At 69.6% G+C, this 19036-nt stretch carries 20 protein-coding genes and 1 pseudogene; 8 read left to right on the plus strand and 13 right to left on the minus strand.

Annotated elements, in window-relative coordinates:
* Window positions 1–7: 7 nt before the first annotated feature.
* Complete coding sequence (locus tag SH203_RS02535) at window positions 8–1045, plus strand: nitronate monooxygenase family protein (RefSeq protein WP_087119275.1); 1038 nt, start codon at window positions 8–10, stop codon at window positions 1043–1045.
* A gap of 4 nt (window positions 1046–1049) precedes the next feature.
* Here SH203_RS02535 and SH203_RS02540 read toward each other — a convergent pair whose 3' ends face one another.
* Genes SH203_RS02540 through SH203_RS02550 form a run of 3 tightly spaced genes read right to left on the minus strand, consistent with a single transcriptional unit; the run spans window position 1050 to window position 3306 of the window.
* The gene (locus tag SH203_RS02540; RefSeq protein WP_087119276.1) at window positions 1050–1637 is read right to left on the minus strand and encodes a GNAT family N-acetyltransferase; all 588 of its coding nucleotides are present in this window, start codon (window positions 1635–1637) and stop codon (window positions 1050–1052) included.
* Window positions 1637–2743, minus strand: coding sequence for a 3-dehydroquinate synthase (aroB, locus tag SH203_RS02545; protein WP_087119277.1), 1107 nt, complete (start codon window positions 2741–2743; stop codon window positions 1637–1639). Before aroB ends, SH203_RS02540 begins: the two co-directional genes overlap by 1 nt.
* On the minus strand, window positions 2740–3306 hold the full coding sequence (locus tag SH203_RS02550) for a shikimate kinase (RefSeq protein ID WP_087119278.1): 567 nt from the start codon (window positions 3304–3306) through the stop codon (window positions 2740–2742). The genes aroB and SH203_RS02550 overlap by 4 nt, the downstream gene beginning before the upstream one ends.
* 125 nt (window positions 3307–3431) lie before the next feature.
* Between SH203_RS02550 and SH203_RS02555 the strand changes: the two genes are divergently transcribed.
* The 6 genes from SH203_RS02555 to SH203_RS02580 all read left to right on the plus strand — a co-directional run bounded on the left by SH203_RS02555 (window position 3432) and on the right by SH203_RS02580 (window position 7150).
* Window positions 3432–4352, plus strand: a complete 921-nt coding sequence (locus tag SH203_RS02555; protein WP_087119279.1) for a site-specific tyrosine recombinase XerD — start codon at window positions 3432–3434, stop codon at window positions 4350–4352.
* A gap of 17 nt (window positions 4353–4369) precedes the next feature.
* Complete coding sequence (locus SH203_RS02560; protein WP_087119280.1) at window positions 4370–4594, plus strand: DUF1902 domain-containing protein; 225 nt, start codon at window positions 4370–4372, stop codon at window positions 4592–4594.
* A gap of 165 nt (window positions 4595–4759) precedes the next feature.
* Window positions 4760–4954 carry a type II toxin-antitoxin system HicA family toxin gene (locus SH203_RS02565; protein ID WP_087119281.1) on the plus strand — a complete coding sequence of 65 codons (195 nt, stop codon included), beginning with the start codon at window positions 4760–4762 and terminating at the stop codon, window positions 4952–4954.
* 90 nt (window positions 4955–5044) lie between these two features.
* Window positions 5045–5992 carry an acetyl-CoA carboxylase carboxyltransferase subunit alpha gene (locus tag SH203_RS02570; protein WP_087119553.1) on the plus strand — a complete coding sequence of 316 codons (948 nt, stop codon included), beginning with the start codon at window positions 5045–5047 and terminating at the stop codon, window positions 5990–5992.
* A gap of 130 nt (window positions 5993–6122) precedes the next feature.
* Window positions 6123–6674: a response regulator gene (locus SH203_RS02575; protein WP_234989351.1), complete on the plus strand. Its 552-nt coding sequence runs from the start codon at window positions 6123–6125 to the stop codon at window positions 6672–6674.
* A complete protein-coding gene (locus SH203_RS02580) occupies window positions 6671–7150 on the plus strand; it encodes a chemotaxis protein CheE (RefSeq protein ID WP_087119282.1) in 480 nt (159 codons plus the stop codon). Before SH203_RS02575 ends, SH203_RS02580 begins: the two co-directional genes overlap by 4 nt.
* On the opposite strand, the gene SH203_RS02585 is transcribed toward SH203_RS02580, so the two are convergent.
* The 7 genes from SH203_RS02585 to SH203_RS02615 all read right to left on the minus strand — a co-directional run bounded on the left by SH203_RS02585 (window position 7135) and on the right by SH203_RS02615 (window position 15741).
* The gene (locus SH203_RS02585; protein ID WP_234989352.1) at window positions 7135–8958 is read right to left on the minus strand and encodes an ABC transporter ATP-binding protein/permease; all 1824 of its coding nucleotides are present in this window, start codon (window positions 8956–8958) and stop codon (window positions 7135–7137) included. The two genes, SH203_RS02580 and SH203_RS02585, sit on opposite strands and share 16 nt — an antisense overlap.
* Before the next feature lie 137 nt (window positions 8959–9095).
* Complete coding sequence (locus tag SH203_RS02590) at window positions 9096–10112, minus strand: low specificity L-threonine aldolase (protein ID WP_087119283.1); 1017 nt, start codon at window positions 10110–10112, stop codon at window positions 9096–9098.
* Window positions 10112–11056, minus strand: a complete 945-nt coding sequence (locus SH203_RS02595) for a mechanosensitive ion channel family protein (protein ID WP_087119284.1) — start codon at window positions 11054–11056, stop codon at window positions 10112–10114. The genes SH203_RS02590 and SH203_RS02595 overlap by 1 nt, the downstream gene beginning before the upstream one ends.
* Window positions 11057–11107: 51 nt before the next feature.
* Window positions 11108–12796: a cisplatin damage response ATP-dependent DNA ligase gene (locus tag SH203_RS02600; RefSeq protein ID WP_087119285.1), complete on the minus strand. Its 1689-nt coding sequence runs from the start codon at window positions 12794–12796 to the stop codon at window positions 11108–11110.
* A 97-nt stretch (window positions 12797–12893) separates the two neighbouring features.
* The gene (locus tag SH203_RS02605) at window positions 12894–13409 is read right to left on the minus strand and encodes an RcnB family protein (RefSeq protein ID WP_087119286.1); all 516 of its coding nucleotides are present in this window, start codon (window positions 13407–13409) and stop codon (window positions 12894–12896) included.
* A gap of 137 nt (window positions 13410–13546) precedes the next feature.
* On the minus strand, window positions 13547–15262 hold the full coding sequence (locus tag SH203_RS02610; RefSeq protein WP_234989353.1) for an ATP-binding protein: 1716 nt from the start codon (window positions 15260–15262) through the stop codon (window positions 13547–13549).
* A gap of 179 nt (window positions 15263–15441) precedes the next feature.
* Window positions 15442–15741 (minus strand): BolA family transcriptional regulator, encoded by a 300-nt coding sequence (locus SH203_RS02615; RefSeq protein WP_087119556.1) that lies wholly within the window; start codon window positions 15739–15741, stop codon window positions 15442–15444.
* A 45-nt stretch (window positions 15742–15786) separates the two neighbouring features.
* Here SH203_RS02615 and SH203_RS02620 point away from each other — a divergent pair, with 45 nt between their 5' ends.
* A complete protein-coding gene (locus SH203_RS02620; protein WP_087119288.1) occupies window positions 15787–16455 on the plus strand; it encodes a J domain-containing protein in 669 nt (222 codons plus the stop codon).
* Here SH203_RS02620 and SH203_RS02625 read toward each other — a convergent pair.
* The 3 genes and pseudogenes from SH203_RS02625 to SH203_RS02635 all read right to left on the minus strand — a co-directional run bounded on the left by SH203_RS02625 (window position 16452) and on the right by SH203_RS02635 (window position 18982).
* On the minus strand, window positions 16452–17015 hold the full coding sequence (locus SH203_RS02625) for a hypothetical protein (protein WP_143275664.1): 564 nt from the start codon (window positions 17013–17015) through the stop codon (window positions 16452–16454). The two genes, SH203_RS02620 and SH203_RS02625, sit on opposite strands and share 4 nt — an antisense overlap.
* Window positions 17016–17087: 72 nt before the next feature.
* Window positions 17088–17765, minus strand: a pseudogene (locus tag SH203_RS15710) (SDR family oxidoreductase).
* 38 nt (window positions 17766–17803) lie between these two features.
* Complete coding sequence (locus SH203_RS02635; RefSeq protein ID WP_087119290.1) at window positions 17804–18982, minus strand: N-acetylmuramoyl-L-alanine amidase; 1179 nt, start codon at window positions 18980–18982, stop codon at window positions 17804–17806.
* Window positions 18983–19036: the final 54 nt, after the last annotated feature.

Raw genomic sequence — 19036 nt, forward strand, 5'->3', positions numbered from 1 at the left:
CCAGCCCATGTCGCTGATCGACCGCCTCGGACTGTCCGTTCCCATCATCCAGGCCCCGATGGCGGGCGTCTCCACGCCCCGGATGGCGGCGGCCGTGTCCGACGCCGGCGCCCTGGGCTCCATCGCCGTCGGGAACGTCGATGCGGACGCGGCCGCCCGGATGATGGCCGAGACCCGCGCCCTCACCGACAGACCCTTCAACGTCAATCTGTTCGTCCACGCCGAACCCCGGCGCGATCCGGCGCGGGAAGCAACCTGGCTGGAGGCCCTGACGCCCCGGTTCGCGGCCGTGGGCGCCGCCCCGCCGAGCCGTCTGGGCGTGATCTACCGCAGCTTCGCCGACGACGACGCCATGCTGGCCTGCCTGCTGGCCGATGCCCCGGTCGTGGTCAGCTTCCATTTCGGCCTGCCCGACGCGGCCCGCATCCGCGCCCTGAAAGGGGCCGGCTGCCTGCTGCTGGCCGGCGCGACCTCGCTGGACGAAGCCCTGGCCTGCAAGGCGGCGGGCGTCGACGCCGTGATCGCGCAGGGGTGGGAGGCCGGCGGCCATCGCGGGATGTTCGACCCCGACGCTGAGGACGACCGGCTGGGCATGGCGTCCCTGACCCGCCTTCTGGTCGCCCGCGCGGGCCTGCCCGTCATCGCTTCGGGCGGGATCATGGACGGGCGCGGCGTCCGCGTGGCGCTGGATATGGGCGCCGTTGCGGTCCAGATGGGCACCGCTTTCGTCGCCTGTCCCGAGAGCGCGGCGGACGAGGCCTATCGCGCCACCCTGGCCGGGGACGCCGCCTTCCACACCGTCATGACCCGCGCCATCTCGGGCCGCCCCGCGCGCGGCCTGACCAATCGCTTCACAGAATGGGGCGCGACCACCGCCGCCGTTCCGCCCGACTATCCGGTCGCCTATGAAGCTGGAAAGGCCCTGAACGCCGCCGCCAGGACCGCTGGCGAAACCGGCTTCGGCGCCCACTGGGCCGGTCAGGGCGCGCCCCTGGCCCGCCCCCTCCCCGCCCCCTCCCCGCCGCCGACCTGGTCGCCGAGATGAACGCCTAGCCGAACGCCGCCAGCCGTCGATCCAGCCGGTCGCGGATCTCGGGCCAGTCGTCGTCGATGACGGCGAAGATGGCGGTGTCGCGCGCGCGGCCGGTCCAGGTGGTCTTGTGCTTCCTCAGCACCCCTTCGGCCCTGGCGCCCAGTTTCAGGATGGCGGCCTGGCTCTGGGCGTTGACGGCGTCGGTGATGATCTCGACCCGCACCGCCCCGGCCTCGAAGGCGTGGCCCAGCAGCAGCCGCTTGCAGGCCGGATTGATCGGCCCGCCCCGCGCCTCGGGCCGATAGAAGGTCGAGCCGATCTCGCAGCGTCGATGGGCGGGATTGATCTCGTACAGGCTGGTCGTGCCGACCACCGCCCCGTCCGACCGCCGCCGCACCGCATAGGCGATCCGCGTCCCCGCCCGCATCGCGGCCAGCGCCGCCGTCCACCAGCCGTCGAAATGCTCGCCCTGGGCCGAGCCGACCATGATCGCCCAGGCGTCGGGATCGCAGTCCAGCGCCGCCCGCACCTCGGCCTTCAGCCCGTCCTCGAACGGCTCCAGCCGCACGAACCGATCCTCCAGCGGCCCGACGCCGATCCGCATCACGCCGTCGCCCCCTCTGCGATCAGGAAGGCCCGCACCCCGGCCGCATCCACGCCCTTGGCCACGAAGGCCCGGCCGATCCCGTGCGCCAGGATCAGGGTCAGCGCCCCGCCCTCGGCCTTCTTGTCCCCGGCCATCAGGGACAGCAGCCGATCCGCCGCGAACGTCCCGGCCTGATCCAGCCGCGTCGGCAGGCCCGCCGCCGCGACCACCGCCTCGACCCGCGCGGCGTCCTCGCCCGAACATAGCCCCTCGGCCGCCGAATAGCGGAAGGCCATGCAGCAGCCCAGCGCCACCGCCTCGCCGTGGGCCAGGGCGTCCTCGTCGAAGCCGACCTCCGTCTCGACCGCATGGCCGAAGGTGTGACCCAGGTTCAGCAGGGCGCGCCGCCCCGCCTCCTTCTCGTCCTCGCCGACCACGGCGCTCTTGATCTCGACCGAGCGGATCACCGCCCGCTCCAGCGCCGCCGGATCGCCGCGCGCGCCCGCCGCCCCCTCGTCCGCCAGCCAGTCGAAGAAGGCCGGATCGCAGATCAGCCCATGCTTCAGCACCTCGGCCCAGCCCGAACGCACCTGACGCTCCGGCAGGGTCGCCAGCACGTCGATGTCGGCCAGCACCAGACGGGGCTGGTGGAAGGCGCCGACCAGGTTCTTGCCGCGCGGCGTGTCGATGGCCGTCTTGCCGCCGACGGACGAATCCACCTGGGCCAGCAGGGTCGTCGGAACCTGCACGAAGTCGATCCCGCGCATGTAGAGCGCCGCCGCCAGACCGGCCAGATCGCCCACGACCCCGCCGCCCAGCGCCACGACCACGTCCTTGCGGTCCAGCCCGATCTCAAGCAGTCGGTCCAGCACCCGCTCCAGCTGGGCGAAGGATTTGGACCCCTCGCCCGCCGGCACGGCGACGATCTCGGTCCTCACGCCCGCCGCCGCCAGCGATTCGACCAGGGCTGCGCCGTGAATGGCCGCCACCGTCTCGTCCGTGACGATCACCGTGCGTCCCTTCGCCAGCGGGGCGATCCGCGCGCCCGCCTGGGCCAGAAGGCCGCGTCCGACCACGACGTCATAGGCGGCGAAGGCGCCGCCGCTCACGGGAAGGGTGGTCATGTCCGGGTCTCCGCGCGTCTTCGGTTGCGCCAGTGCCGACGCAGGTTCTTGTGGATGGCGTCGACCGCCTGGCCGTGCGAGCCCTGGCCCACATCGACCGTCACGTCCGCCTCGCCATAGATGGGATAGCGGGCCTCGGCCAGGGTCGTCAGCACCTGCAGCGGGTCCTTGCCGCGCAGCAGGGGCCGGGTGTCGCGCCGCGCCACCCGATCGGCGATCACAGCCAGATCGGCCCTCAGCCATACCGTGTCGGCCCGTTCCTTCAGCAGGGCCCGCGTCTCGGGGTTCATCATCGCCCCGCCGCCGGTGGCCAGGACGATGGGCGGCCCCTCCAGCAGGCGGCGCATCACCCGCGCCTCTCCGGCCCGGAACTCTTCCTCGCCCAGGGCGGCGAAGATTTCCGACACCGTCATGCCGGCCGCCTCTTCGATCTCCACGTCCCCGTCCGCGAAGGGCAGCTTCAGCCGATTGGCCAGCCGGCGCCCCACCGACGATTTGCCCACCCCCATCAGGCCGACCAGGGCTATGGTGCGGCTCGGCGCCGGATTCGCGCGCCGCCTCATCCGGCGGCTCCGGCGGAACGGACGGTCGAAGGAACGGCGAAGGCGAAGGCGCAGGCAGGCATGATCCCTGAAACCTCTACACCAAGCCAGACCGTGCGCCATCCGTCCGAAGGCAGGTTCGGTCGATGACGCCCCAGATCGAGGCCTTTCTGGAGATGATGGCGGTCGAACGCGACGCCTCGCCCCATACCCTGTCGGCCTATGGCCGCGATCTGGCCGACGCCGAGACCGCCCTTTCGGACGCGGGCGGCCTGATGGGCGCGGACGCCGAGGCCGTGGAGGCCTGGTTCGCCGACCTGTCGCGGCGCGGCCTGTCCGCCGCCACCGCCGCGCGCCGCCGCTCCTCCGCCCGCCAGTTCTACCGTTTCGCCCTGGCCGAGGGGTGGCGCGCCGACGATCCCTCGCGCCGCCTCGACGCGCCCAGACAGGGCCGATCCCTGCCCAAGGTCCTGAGCCGAGCCGAGATCGACGCCCTGTTGGCCGCCTCGGCCGCGCGCGACGCGGCGGCGGGCCTGCGCCTGGTCGCCCTGGTCGAGATGGCCTACGCCTCGGGCCTGCGGGTGTCGGAGCTGCTGGGGCTGAAGGTCGAGGCCGTGCGGCGCGATCCGGCCTATCTGATCGTGCGCGGCAAGGGCGGCAAGGAACGGCTCGCCCCGCTCAACCCCGCCGCGCGAGAGGCGATCAGGGCCTGGCTGACCGCCCGCGACGCCAGACTCAAGGGCAAGGACGCGCGCAAGCCCGAGGCGCCCGACAGCCCCTGGCTGTTCCCCTCCTCCGGCCGCACCGGCCACCTGACCCCGCGCCGCTTCGCCCAGCTTCTGGACGAGGCTGCGATCACGGCCGGCGTCGACCCGGCCCGCGTCAGCCCCCACGTCCTGCGCCACGCCTTCGCCACCCACCTGCTGGAAGGCGGCGCCGACCTGCGCGTCGTCCAGACCCTGCTGGGCCACGCCGACATCGCCACCACCCAGATCTACACCCACGTCGCCACCGATCGCCTGGCCCAGGTCGTCCACCAAAACCACCCCTTGGCGCGCGAGGACTGACGGCGCATATTCGAGCGATGGCTCAAGAGTTCTACGTCAAGGCGATTTGGGACCCCGAAGCGGGGGTCTGGTGCAGCGAGTCGAATATCGTGGGGCTGGTGCTGGAAACGGCGACGCTCGGCGAGTTCGAGAACCTCGCGCGCCATTTCGCGCCCGAGCTTCTGGCGGAAAACCTCGGCATTCACGGCGCCGTCCCAGTGCGTTTCGAAGCTGCAGGTGGGTTTGACGTGATCGCAGCGTAGGTTCGTCCGCTCCCCCATTTGGCGAATTTAATTCAAATGATTCAATAGCAGATAAATCTCTGCAAAAGCTGGCCATTTGAAATTACTGATGATTTCTCGACGCTCGTCCGCCCCCTATCTTGGCGCAACAAAACTGCACGGATTGAAAGACGAAAGACCGAGCAGATGCCCAAGGACTTCTATCCCGAACTGACCGCCCTTCTCTTCGCCGCTGGCTGGCGTCGCGTCAGCAACGCCAAAGGCAGCCATGAGAAATGGCGGCATCCCGAGCAGCCGCATGGGGTCATCGTGCCGCGCTCGAAGAGTCGACACACCGCCAACTCGGTCCTCAAACAGGCCGGTTTGCCCAAGGCCTTCTGAACCCCCGCTTGCCCGGCGGCGTCGACCTCTCTAGTTTCCCCCGCCTTCCCCAAGGGCGCTTTCGCCCGTTTGCAGTTCCCGGACGCCTTGATGGCCACGCACTATCTCGACTTCGAAAAGCCGATCGCCGATCTGGAAGCCAAGATCGAGGAACTGTCGCTGCTGTCCGACACCTCGGGCGACTTCGACAACGAGATCGAGGCCCTTCGCAAGAAGGCCGATCAGATGCGCCGCAAGACCTACGCCGGTCTGGACCCCTGGATGAAGACCCAGGTCGCGCGCCACCCCCAGCGTCCGCACTTCGTCGACTATGTCGAGGGCCTGTTCACCGACTGGAACGAGTTGCACGGCGACCGCCAGTTCGGCGACGACCAGGCCATTCTGGGCGGGCTGGCGCGTTTTCGCGGCCGGCCGGTGGTCATCATGGGCCACGAAAAGGGTCATGACACCACGACCCGCATCACCCACAACTTCGGCATGGCGCGGCCCGAGGGCTATCGCAAGGCCGTGCGCCTGATGGACATGGCCGAGCAGTTCGGCCTGCCCGTCCTCAGCTTCATCGACACCGCCGGCGCCTATCCGGGTCTGGGCGCCGAGGAGCGCGGTCAGGCCGAGGCCATCGCCCGTTCGACCGAGCGCTGCCTGACGCTGGGCGTGCCCTCCATCGCCACCATCACGGGCGAAGGCGGATCGGGCGGCGCCATCGCCATCGCCGCCGCCAGCCGCGTGTTGATGCTGGAGCATTCGATCTATTCGGTCATCTCGCCCGAGGGCGCGGCCGGCATCCTGTGGCGCGACGGCGCGCGGGCCAAGGACGCGGCCATGGCGATGAAGATCACCGGCCCGGACCTGATGCAGCTGAAGATCGTGGATCGCCTGATCGAGGAGCCGACCGGCGGCGCCCACGCCGACCGCGAGGCCGCCATCGCCCGGGTCGGCGACGTGCTGGCCGAGGAGCTGCGCGGCTTCTCCGGCCTGTCGCCGCAACAGATCAGGAAGCAGCGCGCAGACCGCTTCTACGCCATCGGCGCATTGTAAGCCGCCCAAGCGTCAGCATTAACGCGGCGTCCATCATCGTCTGACAGGCTGGCGCCCTAGTCCAACAGCGGCGACGGGGCGTGCGACCGGCCATGATCAAGACGGCGGGTTCGATGCGGGACCAGACGACGTGAGCGGCGGCGATTCCCTGCGCGAAAGCGCCGTCTTCAACCTGGCGGGCGCGGTGACGATGGTCGTCGACGATTCGCCCTTCTCGCTGACGCTGACGTCCAACGCCCTGGCCGGTTTCGGCATCCGGCCCAGCTTCGCCATCGGCAGCGGCGCCGAGGCCAAGCAGATGCTGGCCGACAGGACCGTCGATCTGCTGGTGGTCGACACCGACATGCCCGACATCGACGGGTTCGAGCTGGTCCGCTGGCTACGTCAATCCGCCCCAAATCCCAACGCCTTCATCCCCGTCATCATGACCGCCAGTCACATCCGGCGCGGCCGCGTGGCCGAGGCCCGCGATTGCGGCGCCAACTTCGTCGTCACCAAGCCCTTCAGTCCGGCCCTGCTGCTGGAACGCATCCTGTGGGTCGCGCGCGACACCCGGCCCTTCCTTGAGGTCGGCGACTATCTGGGGCCGGATCGCCGGTTCCGTCACACCGATTACGACGGCGTCGAACGCCGTGCGGACATGTTGCGCCGCAAGACCGCGATGGAGAGCGTGTCTCTATGACCGTCATCACCCACAATCAGAAGCGCTCGCGCCTGTCCGAGATGATGGACCGCCCCGGCGGCATCAGCGTCGGCGCAGCCCTGGCCCAGGCCAGATCCAATCTGGACGCTCTGCAGGGCCAGGCGCGCGACATCATCACCCAGAACATCGCCGTCCTGCTGGCCCGGCCCGATCCCGACCTGATCGAGCCGCTGCGGCTGGACGCGGCCTATTCGGCCTCCAGCCAGATCATCGACGCGGCCAGCCCCTTTTCGATGGACGACCTGTGTACGGCGGCCAAGGGGCTGTGCGACCTGCTGGACGCCGCGCCGCGTCAGGGCGGCTTCGACTGGCGCATCGCCACGGTCCACGCCCAGGCCATGAAGGTGCTGCTGTCCCTGCCGCCCGAAGAGGCCCAGGCCCGCACCGCCATCCTGGCCAACCTGCACGAAGTCCTGCGCCGCAAGCTGCCGCCCGTGGATCAGTCGGCGGGCTGAGCCGCCCTTCCGGCGCGGGTCTGCTTCTTCCACAAGGCGGCGTATTCCCCGCCCTGACGCGCCACCAGCTCATGGTGAGCGCCGCGTTCGACGATCCGCCCGGCCTTCAGCACCAGAATCTGATCCGCGTCCGCCACGGTCGACAGCCGGTGCGCGACGACCAGGGTCGTGCGGCCGTGCCTGGCCTTCCTCAGCGTCTTCTGGATCGCCGCCTCGGTGCGGCTGTCCAGGGCGCTGGTCGCCTCGTCCAGGATCAGGATGCAGGGATCGGCCAGCAGGGCGCGGGCGATGCCGACGCGCTGGCGCTCGCCGCCCGACAGTTTCAGCCCGCGCTCGCCCACCTTGGTCTGCATCCCGTCGGGCAGACCCCGGATGAAGCCGGCCAGTTCCGCCGCCTCGGCCGCCGCCCAGACCTGGGCCTCGTCGGCGTCGGGGCGGGCGAAGGCGATGTTGGCCGCCAGGGTGTCGTTGAACAGGGCCACGTCCTGCGGCACCAAGGCCACCGCCGCCCGCAGCGAGGCCTGGGTCACGTCGCGCGCGTCATGGCCGTCGATCAGCACCCGCCCCTCCTGCGGGTCCAGAAGGCGCAGGGCCAGTTTGACGATGGTGGACTTGCCCGCCCCCGACGGCCCGACCAGGGCCGTGGTCGTGCCGGGCGCCGCGAAGAAGCCGACGTCCTCCAGCCCGTTGGCGCGGGCGTCGTGGCGGAAGCCGACGTGTTCGAACCGAACGGCCGCGCCGCGCGCATCGGCCGGGCGCGGCAGGGCGACGGCGTCGGGCGCATCCGCCACCTGCGGCGTCTGGCGCGTCACCTTCAGCATCTCCTCCATGTCGATGAAGGACTGACGGATTTCTCGGTAGGCGAAGCCCAGGATGTTCAGCGGCGCATAGAGCGAAATCATGATCAGGACGGCGGCGGTCACGTCGCCCGGCCCCATCCGGCCCGCCGCCGCCTCGAACCCGGCCATCACCGCCATGACGCCCAGCCCCAGGTTCATCACCAGGGCCTGCATCCCGTTCAGCATGGCCAGCGAACTGTTGGCCTTCAGCGACGCCTGGGCGTAATCGCCCAGCGCCCGTTCATAGGTCTGGGCCGCGCGGCGCTCGGCCCCGAAGGACTTGACCGTCTCATAGTTCAGAAGGGCGTCGACCGAGACGCCGGCGGCCTCGGAATCGGCGGCGTTCATGATGCGCCGATGCTCCAGCCGCCAGTTGGACATGGCGAAGGTGGCGGCGGTGTAGATGACGACCGCCACCACGGCGACGGCGGCGAAGCGCCAGTCGTATTTGCCGCCCAGAACGGCCGCCGCCAACACCAGCTCCACGCCGGTCGGAACCAGGTTGAAGGCCAGGATGCGCAGCAGGAAGTCCACCGCCCGCGATCCGCGATCCATCGTCCGCGACAGGGCGCCCGAGCGTTTGGTCTGGTGAAAGTCCAGCGACAGGCTCAGCGCATGGGCGAAGGCCTCGGCCGCCGTGGCGCGCTGGGCCGCTGCACGCACGGGGGCGAACACCACGTCCGACGCCAGTGGCGACACCGCCGACAGCAGCCGCACCAAGGCCCAGCCGACCGCGAAGGCGGCGAAACCCCAGCCGACGGCCGCCGCCGCCCCCTGCCCCGCCGCCAGCCGATTGACCGCCGCGCCCAGCACCAACGGCGCCAGCACGCCCAGCCCCTTGCCCGCCAGCGTCAGGGCGATGGCCGAAACCAGCCGCAACCGAAGCTGCGGCGCGCCGGATCGTCCCACCAACCGCGCCAAGTCCGCGAGCGCCGTCAGCGTCGCCGGTCCATCTGCCTTGTCATCCATGCTCCCGGCCTGCTGCGCCTTGACCATCGGGTCGCGCCGGCCGCCTGAGCGCTCACCACGCATCGCCATGATCCGCATATGGAAACCCAATGCGACCGGGGAAAGGCCACGCTGGCCGGCGGCGGAGGATTAGTCGCTCAGTCTAGGCCCGCGATCGCTTCGATCAACTCGTCCACCGCCGTCTGCTGCGTGGCCCAGGAACAGACGAACCGCACCGAGCCGTCGTCGAACGGATAGCAGGCCCAGCCCAGAGCGTTCAGACGGGCGTGCGCCTCGGGCGACATCCGCACGAAGACGGCGTTGGCCTCGACCGGATGCGCCAGGACGAAGGACGAGCGCGTGGCGATCCCTGCCGCCAGCCGTTGCGCCATCAGATTGGCGTGGGCGGCCCCCGCCTCCCAGTCGCCGCTTTCCAGCAGGCCCAGCATCGGCCCCGACAGCAGCCGGGCCTTGGACGCCGTCTGTCCCGCCTGCTTCAGCCGATTGTCCAGCCGCCGGGCCAGGGTCTTGTCGAACAGGACGATGGCCTCGGCGCAATTGGCCCCGGCCTTGGCCCCGCCGAACACCAGAACGTCCACGCCCAGGCGCGGAATGTCCTTCAGGTCGAACCCGGCCGCCGCCGCATTGGCCAGCCGCGCCCCGTCCATATGCACCCGATAGCCCAGCGCCTTCGCCGGCTCGATCAGGTGGCGCAGCTCCTCCTCGGTATAGACCGCGCCATATTCCGTCGCCTGGGTCAGGGACAGGGCTGCGGGCGGCTGGCGATGACCGACCTCGGCCTCGGCCAGCTGCGCCTGCAGGGCCACAGGGTCGATCTTGCCGGAAAAGCCCGGCAAGCCGATCAGGCCGACGCCGTGACCGAAGAAGCCCGGCGCCCCCGTCTCGTCGGTGCAGATATGGGCCGAATGGTGCGCCAGCACAGCCTCATAGGGCTGGGCCAGCATGGACAGGGCGATGGCGTTGGCGGCCGTGCCGCTGAAGACGAACCGCACCTCGGCGTCCGCATCCAGGCGCTGGCGAATCTGATCGGCGGCGCGCGCGGTGATGTCGTCGGCGCCATAGGCCCGGGCGAACCCCTTGTTGGCGCGCACCAGCCCCTCAATGGCGCTCAGCGCCATGCCGGCCGTATTGTCGGACCCGAAGTCGTAACGCATCAGCCCGCCTTGCGCGGATCGGCGGGCGTCGCCGCGCCGACGGGATCGTCCTTGGCGTCGCCATAGGGGACGGCGACCTGATGCGGGAACGGAATCTCGATCCCGGCGTCGTCCAGCGCCTCCTTGCCGCCCTGCATCAGGTCGGCCTGGGTCTGCCACCAGTCGCCGACCTTGACCCAGGCGTGCAGCGTGACCTGCACCGAACTGTCCAGCAGAGCCGTCACCCCCGACCAGGGCTCGGGATCGTGCAGCACCTTGTCGTGCGCCTTGGCCACGTCGGTCAGCACCTGACGCGCCCGGTTCAGGTCGTCGCCATAGCCGACGGTGAACTTGATCTCGATCCGGCGGGTCTGCTGGCCCGTCAGATTGGTCAGGGAATCGCTCAGGACCTTGGAGTTGGGAATGACGATCTTGTGGTTGTTGGCGTTCGACAGCTGGGTCGTGAACAGGTCCAGCCGCTGCACCGTGCCCGACATCCCTCCCACGTCCACCACGTCGCCGACGCGATAGGGCCGCAGCACCAGCAGCATGATCCCCGACGCCACGTTCGACAGGGTGCCCTGCAACGCCAGGCCGACCGCCAGCGAGGCCGCGCCCAGGACCGCGATGATCGAGGTCGTCTGCACGCCCAGCCGTTGCAGCACGGCGATCATGCCGACGATGATGACCACCACCCGCACCACCTGCACCGCGAAGCTGAGGACCGTCGGGTCGTGACGGAAGCCGCGCACCCGCGACAGGGTCCTGCGCGCCGCGCCCGACGCCCATTTCGCCGCGAACAGGGTCGCGATGAAGATCAGGATGGCGATGGTCAGATTGACCGCGAACTCGCCCGCCAGCTCGGTCAGCTTGGTCAGCATCACCGCATCCACGGCGATGGCCTTGCGGCCGGCGGTGACGGCCTGGTCGATGGAAGCGATGTCGAGGGGCATGGGCGAGGACATGGGCCGGGTCTAACGCCTGACGCGCCGATTGGAACCCCGGCCGGGCCGATTTTACGCCTTGGCGATGCGCCCGCCGCCGCTTTCGATGGCGTCCAGCAGGTCCATGACGGACTCCAGGGTGTCGGCCTCGCGCGCCGGCTTGTCCCAACGGATGCGGCTGACGCGCGGAAACCGCATCGCCACCCCGGACTTGTGCCGGGTCGAGCGGTTCAGCCCCTCGAAGGCGATCTCCAGCACCAGGCCGAAATCCCGCTCGGCCCGCACCGACCGCACGGGGCCGAAACGGTCCACCGTGTGGTCGCGCACGAACTTGTCCAGCTGCTTCAGCTCCTCGTCGGTGAAGCCGAAATAGGCCTTGCCCACCGGCGTCAGCGCCCCCTCCCCGGTCCAGACGCCGAAGGTGTAGTCCGAATAGAAGCTGGAGCGTTTGCCGTGCCCGCGCTGGGCATACATCAGCACCGCGTCGATGACGTGCGGATCGCGCTTCCACTTGAACCACGGCCCCTTGGGCCGTCCCGCCAGATAGGGGCTGTCCCAGCGTTTCAGCATCAGCCCCTCGGCCGCCGCCCCGACCGGCGGATCGGCCCTGAGGCGCGCCAACTGGTCCCAGTCGGCATAGTCGACCAGCGGCGACAGATGCAGCCGCTCCCCCGCATGGTCCGCCACCAGCGCCTCCAGCCGCGCGCGACGCCGGCGCAGCGGCAGACTTCTCAGGTCTTCGCCGTCCTGCGCCAGCAGGTCATAGGCCACCACCGCCGCCGGAAAGGCCTGCATCGCCTTGGCGTCCACCGTCTTGCGGTTCAGCCGCTGCTGCAGATCGCCGAACGGCGCCACCGCCCCATCGCGCCAGACGATCAGTTCTCCGTCGATGGCGCCCTCGAACGCCAGCGCGTCCATGACATCGGGAAAGGCGGCGGAAATCTCGTCGCCCGTGCGGGAATAGAGTTTACGCACCTCGCCCTCCAGAACGGCCTGGACGCGGATGCCGTCCCACTTCCATTCGGCGGCGTAATCGGCCGGGGACAGTTTCGGCAGATCGACCGCCTCGTCGATGGCGACCGCCAGCATGACGGGCCGGAACCGGCCCGGCGCGTCCGGGCTGGGCCGTTCGGCGCGCCCTTCCAGCCAGGCGAACAGATCGGCATAGGGCGGCTCCACCGCGTGCCAGACCTCCTCGATGGCCGAGGCGTCCAGCGTCTCCAGCGCCGTCTCGCCCTCTTCCCCTTCCGGCGACGGCGGGGCGGGCGCGACATCGGGGCGCATCATCGCCGCCGCCGTCTTGGCCAGCCGCGCCGACAGACCGACCCGCAGCGCCCCGGTCATCAGTTTCAGCAGCGCCCACCGCCCCTTGGGCTCCAGCGCGTCCAGCCAGTTTTCCAGCAGCCCTCGCACCGCGGCCCGGCTGGCGGTCCTCAGGGCGTCCACGACCTCGGCCAGTTCCGGCTCTCGGTTTGGGCGGCGGTCCGGCGTCACCGGCCAGATCAGGGCGACCGTCTCGGCTAAATCGCCCACATAGTCGTAGGACCAGCCGAACAGCACGCTGTCCACCCGCCCCTCCACCGCCTTGCGGATCATCGCCGGCTTGGCGGCGTCGAAAGTCAGGTCGCCGGTCAGGGCCGCCAGGGCCCATCCCCGATCCGGGTCCGGCGTCGCCCGCAGATAGTCGCGCACCAGCACCAGTTTGGCGTTGCGCGACGCGGTCAGGGACAGACGATCCAGAAGCTCGGCGAAGGCGCGCATGGGCATCCCTGTTCCGGCGCGCCAACCGTCGCCGTCCGTCCAGAACGAAGAACGCCCCGGAGGTTTCCCTCCGGGGCGCCAACGGCCTTGCGGTCGATCAGTTGAACAGGCCGGCGATCACGGCGGTGATCAGGCCGCCCGCCACGGCCGCCAGCACCACGTCGTTGCCGCTGCGGACATAGTTGTAGCCCTGGGGCGGCGGACGCAGGCCATAGCGGTCATAGTCCCGGATCACATAGTCGCTGGTGCGATAGTAGGACGGCATCCGCTGGCCATAGCTCCACGTCCGAACCGCATAGCCGCGCGGCGGCTCGTAACGCGGGGCGTAATAGCGGCGCTGCGCCTGCTGCCAGCGGGCGTAGGCGCGCTGTTCCTCGCGATAGGCGTGGCGTTCGCGGCGCTGCGCCTCGTGGAAGTCGCGGCGTTCGTGCCTTTGCTCGCGTCGGAAGTCGCGCGGGCCGGGGCCGTGGGGGCCGTGAGGGCCATGCGCGGCGGGTCCGTGGGGACCGTGCGGGCCGGGCGGCGGTCCCGGCAGGGCCGAGGCGGCGCCGGCGACGCCCATCGCGCCGGCGGCCATGACTGCAGCGATCGCGGCGGTGAGGGTCTTTCTCATGGTCGTGTCTCCATCTGCGGCCGAAAACGATTCGACGTAGGGCCTTTATGGAGGGGCGGGCCTGAGGCCAGTCTGAACCGCATCGTTCGGACGCGGTTCATGCGGCGGCCATGCCTTGGCCGCAATTCGACCGCCCGTCAGGCGGCGGCCGAGGCCTCGGACGGGGGCTGGAACGTCTGGGCCACGGCGTCGCGCCCGCCGCCGACCCGCCCCATCAGTTGGGCCAGGGCGCTGAAGTCGATGGGCTTGTTCAGATAGGCGTCGGCGCCGGCGTTCAGGCCCGCCGCATGGTCTTCCGAGCGGGCCGAGGCGGACAGGACCACGATGGGCGTCTGGGCGTTCAGCCCCCCGCCGTCGCGGATCAGCCGGGTCGCGCTCAGTCCGTCCAGCACGGGCATGTTCACGTCCATGATGATCAGGTCGAACGACTGGGCGGCGGCCATATCCACCGCGATCCGGCCATTCTCGGCGGTCGCCGTGACGTGGCTGGCCGAGCTCATCCAGGCCTCCAGGATCATGCGGTTGACCGGATGATCCTCGACCACCAGCACCTTGAGCGTCTCGCCGCCCTCGATCTCGGCATGGACCTCTTCGGCCAGGACGGGCTTGGCCCATTCCACGACTTCGGCCTCGATATCCAGGGTGAAGCACGACCCTTCGGCCAGTTTGGAAGTGACGGTGATGTCGCCGCCCATGATGTTGGCCATGCGCCGCGCGATGGTCAGCCCCAGGCCCGTGCCGCCGAACCGGCGCGTCGAGGAGCTGTCGACCTGGGTGAAGGGCAGGAACAACCGCTCCAGATCGGGGGCGGCGATGCCCGCCCCGCTGTCCTGGACCACGAACTGGAACCGGGCGCGCTGGTCCGAAATCCGCTGGGCGCGGACGGTGTAGCGGATCGCGCCCGTCTCGGTGAACTTGACGGCGTTGGACAAGAGGTTCTGCACCACCTGGCAGACGCGCAGGGGATCGCCGCGCACCACCGTCGGCATCTCGCCCTCGAAGGTGGAGACGAACTCCAGCCCCTTGGCCTCGGCCTGGGCTTCGAACGGGCCGGTGATGCGCTTGTGCAGGCTGTCGAGGACGACGTCCACGACCTCGAAATTCATCTTGCCCGCCTCGATCTTGGTCATGTCGAGGATGTCGTTCAGCAGCGACAGCAGATTGTCGCCCGAGTTGCGGATGATCGACAGATATTCACGCTGGGTCGTCTCCAGCCGGGTGGAGCCTAGCAGCTGGGCGGCGCCCAGAACCCCGTTCATCGGCGTGCGCAGCTCGTGCGAGATCACGCCCAGGAAGTTGGACTTGGCGTCATTGGCGGCGTTGGCCTTGTCGCGCGCGGCCTCCAACTCCTCGATCAGATGCGCCTGATGCGACTGAAAGGCGCGGATGCGCTCCTCGCGCAGCAGGGTCATGGTCACGAGGACGAACAGACCGGCGGCCGTGAACGGCACCACCGCCAGCATCGACCAGAACTCGCCCGTGCCCCACAGGCTGCCCAGGATCACCGCCGCCGCCGCGCCATAGGGCGACGAGATGATCAGCGCCTGACGCGGCGAACTGCGCAGCTGCGCGAAGACCAGCACATAGCCCGAGATGATCAGCGCCAGCGCCAGCGGCCGGCCGAAGTCCGAGGGGGAAAACCAGGCCAGCAGGGGCGCCATCGCCCAGGCCCCCGTCGTCGCCGTGGCCACCAGGGGGAAGATCATGCCCCAGCCGGCGTCGACGCGGTGGCTAAGCCGCTGCTCCACCACCCCGCGCAAAGACCCGGCGGCCAGGGTGAGCCCGAACCACAGGACGGCCTGCAGCCATCCAACGGTGCCCAACAGGCCGATGGCCCAGGAGGCGATGATCATATAACGCAGGTACTGCGTCTGAAGTATCGCGGTCAGGGCCTGGGCGGCGTCGCCTGCGCGCTGATCTCCTGGCAGCGCCTTCGCAACGCCATCCGATTCCACCATATCCCAGAGCCCCACCTTCTGTTTGGTGGCGTGACGCTAGGACGAAGGTTCTAAGACGATGTGAACGCTGATTTTTACGCCTCGGCCTCGTCCGGCGTCAGGGCCTTGACCGACAGGGCGTGGACGGGGCCGGCCAGTTCGTCCTTCAACAGCGCATTGACCGCGCGCTGGCGCGCCAGTCGCGACTGGCCCTGGAAAGTCTCGGACACGATCACCAGATTGAAGTGGCTCTCGCCGCCGGGCCTGGCGTCCATTCCGCCTTCATGGTGGTGGCCGGCGTGCCGCCAGCTGTCATCCTCGATCTCCAGCCGACTGGGGGCCAGTCCCTCGGTCAGTTTTGCACGAATAATTGCCGCGACCGGGCCTTCCGACATGATCGATTCCTTGATGCAGTCCAATTCGGCCCTACACTTCGGCTGATGTCCGCCTCCTTTCAATACAAGCCGCGCTTCACCGACATCCGCGTGAAGCCGCCCAAGCCCGAGGAAGAGGCGGCCCAGGCCGACGTCCTGCACCTCAAGCCGGGCGAAAAGCCGTGCCAGTGGCCCGACTGCCGCAAGGCCGCGACCGCCAAGGCGCCCAAGTCGCGCGACCGGCTGAACGACTTCTACGAATTCTGCCAGCCCCACGCCGGCGAATACAACAAGGGCTGGAACTTCTACGCCGGCATGAGCGAGGGCGAGGTCCGCGCCGCCCAGGAGAACGAGGCCATGACCGGCGGCCGCCCGACCTGGGAGATGAAGGCCGGCAAGTTCACGCGCGAGGCCGCCGCCTTCGCGTCCAAGATGGGCACGTCCAACACCACCGGCGCCGGCTCGTGGCGCGACAGCTTCGGCCTGTTCGGCCGCAAGGGCGATCAGGCGCCGCAGTCCCCGACCGAGGACCGGCGCGTGGGCAAGCTGGAACGTGCGGCCCTCGCCGACCTGGGCCTGGACCCCGGCGCCGACAAGGCCAAGGTGAAGGCCAGCTATCATGAGATGCTGAAACGCTTCCACCCCGACACCAACGGCGGCGACCGCGGCGCCGAGGCCAAGCTGCAGCGCGTCATCAAGGCGTGGAAGACGCTCAAGAAGGCCGGGCTGGCCTAAGGCCTCACAGGTGCCTTGGATATCAGCTGATCCGCGATCATTTGCTGGGCCTTGGCGTTCATATAGATCAGCGCCTGTTCCGCCGCCACACGATCCGCCCGGTTCGCAGTCGACAGGCCGAGCGACGCCAGAAAAGTCGCCCCTGCGCGTTGATCGGGGCAGGCCGGACCTTCGATGCCGAAAGGTTTGGCTGCATTATTGAAAACGCAACTGCGAGCTGCCTCGCTCGCCTCATCCCAGGCGCGATCCAGGCGCGCCCTGCTCAGACCCTTCTCGCCTTCGACCCGCGCCGAAGCGCCCAGCTGGATCACGTGGGACGCAATGGCGGCTTGAATCCAGCGTGGCGGCAAATCAGATCGGCCAGTACAGTCTTGCGAGATCGCCAGAAGGTTGGCGCTGCGTTGAGCAAGGGTGCGCATAGCCTGCGACATGCTGCGGTCATAAGCGGCGACCACCGCCTGCTGCTCCGCCTCCGGCAGGCGTGACCAAACGCAGGCCCCCGTTGGCGGCGGCACGTCGGGCGTGGACATAAGCGCAATCGCGGCGAGAATCTGGATCATGGCCATCCCCCTTGTCCCAACCCGTAGCCGTCACTGGCACAATCTTAGCGACAGAAGCAATCCGTCGTGGCGTCACTCTGCATAGATCATCTTGCGGCTCATCCCGCCGTCCACTGTCAGCACCTGTCCCGTCACGAACGGCGCCTCGGCCAGATAGAGGACCGCCTGGGCGATGTCGGCGGAGCAGCCGACGCGGCCGACCGGGTGCTGATCGTGATCGACCGGCCGCAGACCTTGACCGTCGGAAATCCAGCCCGGCGCGACGGCGTTGACCCTGACCTTTGGCCCCAGACTGATCGCCAGCGCATAGGTCAAGGCGACCAGCGCGCCCTTGGACGCCGCTTAGGCCTCGGTCTCCGGCTCGGACATGAAGGCGCGGGTAGAGGCCATGTTCACGATGGACCCGCCGTCCCTCAGCAACGGAATGGCCGAGCGGCACATCAGAAAGGCGCCGGTCAGATGGCTGTCGACCACCTTGCGCCAGTCGGCCAGCGACAGATCGACCAGCAGCCCATTCACTGGATCGGCGACCCCGCCGTTATTGACCAGCAGGTCCAGCGCCGACCAGCCCAGCGTCTGGAACGCGCGCGCCACGGACTGTTCGTCGCCGACATCGCAGTCGATGTGACGGGCCGCCCCCTCGCCCGGTTTCAGGTCGAACGAGGCGACCTCCCATCCCCGATCCGACAGGGCCTGGCAAAGACCCGATCCGATCAGGCCCGATCCGCCCGTGACGATGGCTTTCTTCATGGCGTCAGAACCGGCGGGGCGCCGGTTGGTTGCGACGCTCAGGGCCGACCGGCGGCCATGGTGTTCGAGGCCGTCATCATCGGGGCGACCGGCTCGCGGAAATAGCGGTCGATGCCGTCCGCGACCGTCTTCATCAGGCGGCGACGCGCCCGTTCGTCGGTCAGCATCCGCTCGTCCTCGGGATTGGTGATGAAGCCCATCTCCAGCAGCACCGCCGGCACGTCGGGCGCCAGCAGCACGGCCAGACCCGCATCGCGGTGGCTGCGGCGCAGCAGCGGCGTCTCGGAGCCTTCCAGATGGGTCAGCAGGACCCGCGCGAACTGGGCCGAACGGTTCTGGGTGGCGCGCTGGGTCATGTCCAGCAGGATGCGGTCAACCGACGGATCGCGGCCCGGCAGGTGCAGTTCGCGGTGCCAGTTGTCGCCGCGCGTGAACTCGCGCACCGCCCGGCCCGCGCCCTGTTCGGACAGGGTATAGACGCTGGCCCCGCGCAGCGCCGGATCGGAACCGGCGTCGGCGTGCAGGGAGATGAACAGGTCAGCATCCGCCTGACGCGCGATGGCCACGCGGCGATACAGGTCCACATAGCGGTCGTCGTCGCGCGTCAGACGCACGCGATAGCGCCCGGTCCGCTCCAGCTCGCTTTTCAGCGCCAGGGCGGCGGCCAGGGTGACGGTCTTCTCGCGCGCGCCGGCGCCGCTGGCGCCCGGATCGTTTCCGCCATGACCGGCGTCGATGACGATCAGCGGCTTTCCGGCCCGGCGCGGCGCGGGCGGCGGGGCCGATGGCGAGGGCGCGCGGGCGGCGGCGACGGCACCGCCCACCGCCTTCAGGTCGATGACATAGCGATAGTGGCTGACTCCGTCGCCGGGCGGCAGCAGGAAGCGGCGTTCGATCTCGCTGCCGCGCGCCAGCTCCAGCTGCACGCGCGACGATCCGCCCGACGCGGACACGGCGTAGGACCGCACCAGGCCCGATCCGTCGCCGTTCAGGCCCCGCCCCGTCGCCACGCCGTTCAGAGCCAGGGTCACGCGCCCCTCGCCGCCGGCGTCGACCACCCGGCCCTGCGCCGCCTTTTCCAGATCGATGACCACGCGGGTCCGGTCGCCGTCGGCGCCGAAGCGCACGCTGAGGACATCGCCCTGCGCGCCCCAGGCCAGACCGCGCGTGCCGAACAGCCCGACGATGCACATGACCACGAAGGCCAGGGCGGTCATCGCCCATTCCTTCGCGCCCCAGCGTGCAACTCCCGACAAAAAGCGACCGCTCAT

The organism is Brevundimonas sp. SH203, assembly GCF_002157625.1.
GTDB lineage: Bacteria > Pseudomonadota > Alphaproteobacteria > Caulobacterales > Caulobacteraceae > Brevundimonas.

Excerpts from the sequence above, each read along its gene's own strand:
- SH203_RS02535 (WP_087119275.1), top strand. The coding sequence starts at position 8 with ATGTCGCTGATCGACCGCCTCGGACTGTCCGTTCCCATCATCCAGGCC.
- SH203_RS02540 (WP_087119276.1), bottom strand. The coding sequence starts at position 1,637 with ATGCGGATCGGCGTCGGGCCGCTGGAGGATCGGTTCGTGCGGCTGGAG.
- aroB (WP_087119277.1), bottom strand. The coding sequence starts at position 2,743 with ATGACCACCCTTCCCGTGAGCGGCGGCGCCTTCGCCGCCTATGACGTC.
- SH203_RS02550 (WP_087119278.1), bottom strand. The coding sequence starts at position 3,306 with ATGAGGCGGCGCGCGAATCCGGCGCCGAGCCGCACCATAGCCCTGGTC.
- SH203_RS02555 (WP_087119279.1), top strand. The coding sequence starts at position 3,432 with ATGACGCCCCAGATCGAGGCCTTTCTGGAGATGATGGCGGTCGAACGC.
- SH203_RS02560 (WP_087119280.1), top strand. The coding sequence starts at position 4,370 with ATGGCTCAAGAGTTCTACGTCAAGGCGATTTGGGACCCCGAAGCGGGG.
- SH203_RS02565 (WP_087119281.1), top strand. The coding sequence starts at position 4,760 with ATGCCCAAGGACTTCTATCCCGAACTGACCGCCCTTCTCTTCGCCGCT.
- SH203_RS02570 (WP_087119553.1), top strand. The coding sequence starts at position 5,045 with ATGGCCACGCACTATCTCGACTTCGAAAAGCCGATCGCCGATCTGGAA.
- SH203_RS02580 (WP_087119282.1), top strand. The coding sequence starts at position 6,671 with ATGACCGTCATCACCCACAATCAGAAGCGCTCGCGCCTGTCCGAGATG.
- SH203_RS02585 (WP_234989352.1), bottom strand. The coding sequence starts at position 8,958 with ATGGATGACAAGGCAGATGGACCGGCGACGCTGACGGCGCTCGCGGAC.
- SH203_RS02590 (WP_087119283.1), bottom strand. The coding sequence starts at position 10,112 with ATGCGTTACGACTTCGGGTCCGACAATACGGCCGGCATGGCGCTGAGC.
- SH203_RS02595 (WP_087119284.1), bottom strand. The coding sequence starts at position 11,056 with ATGTCCTCGCCCATGCCCCTCGACATCGCTTCCATCGACCAGGCCGTC.
- SH203_RS02600 (WP_087119285.1), bottom strand. The coding sequence starts at position 12,796 with ATGCGCGCCTTCGCCGAGCTTCTGGATCGTCTGTCCCTGACCGCGTCG.
- SH203_RS02605 (WP_087119286.1), bottom strand. The coding sequence starts at position 13,409 with ATGAGAAAGACCCTCACCGCCGCGATCGCTGCAGTCATGGCCGCCGGC.
- SH203_RS02610 (WP_234989353.1), bottom strand. The coding sequence starts at position 15,262 with ATGATCATCGCCTCCTGGGCCATCGGCCTGTTGGGCACCGTTGGATGG.
- SH203_RS02615 (WP_087119556.1), bottom strand. The coding sequence starts at position 15,741 with ATGTCGGAAGGCCCGGTCGCGGCAATTATTCGTGCAAAACTGACCGAG.
- SH203_RS02620 (WP_087119288.1), top strand. The coding sequence starts at position 15,787 with ATGTCCGCCTCCTTTCAATACAAGCCGCGCTTCACCGACATCCGCGTG.
- SH203_RS02625 (WP_143275664.1), bottom strand. The coding sequence starts at position 17,015 with ATGATCCAGATTCTCGCCGCGATTGCGCTTATGTCCACGCCCGACGTG.
- SH203_RS02635 (WP_087119290.1), bottom strand. The coding sequence starts at position 18,982 with ATGACCGCCCTGGCCTTCGTGGTCATGTGCATCGTCGGGCTGTTCGGC.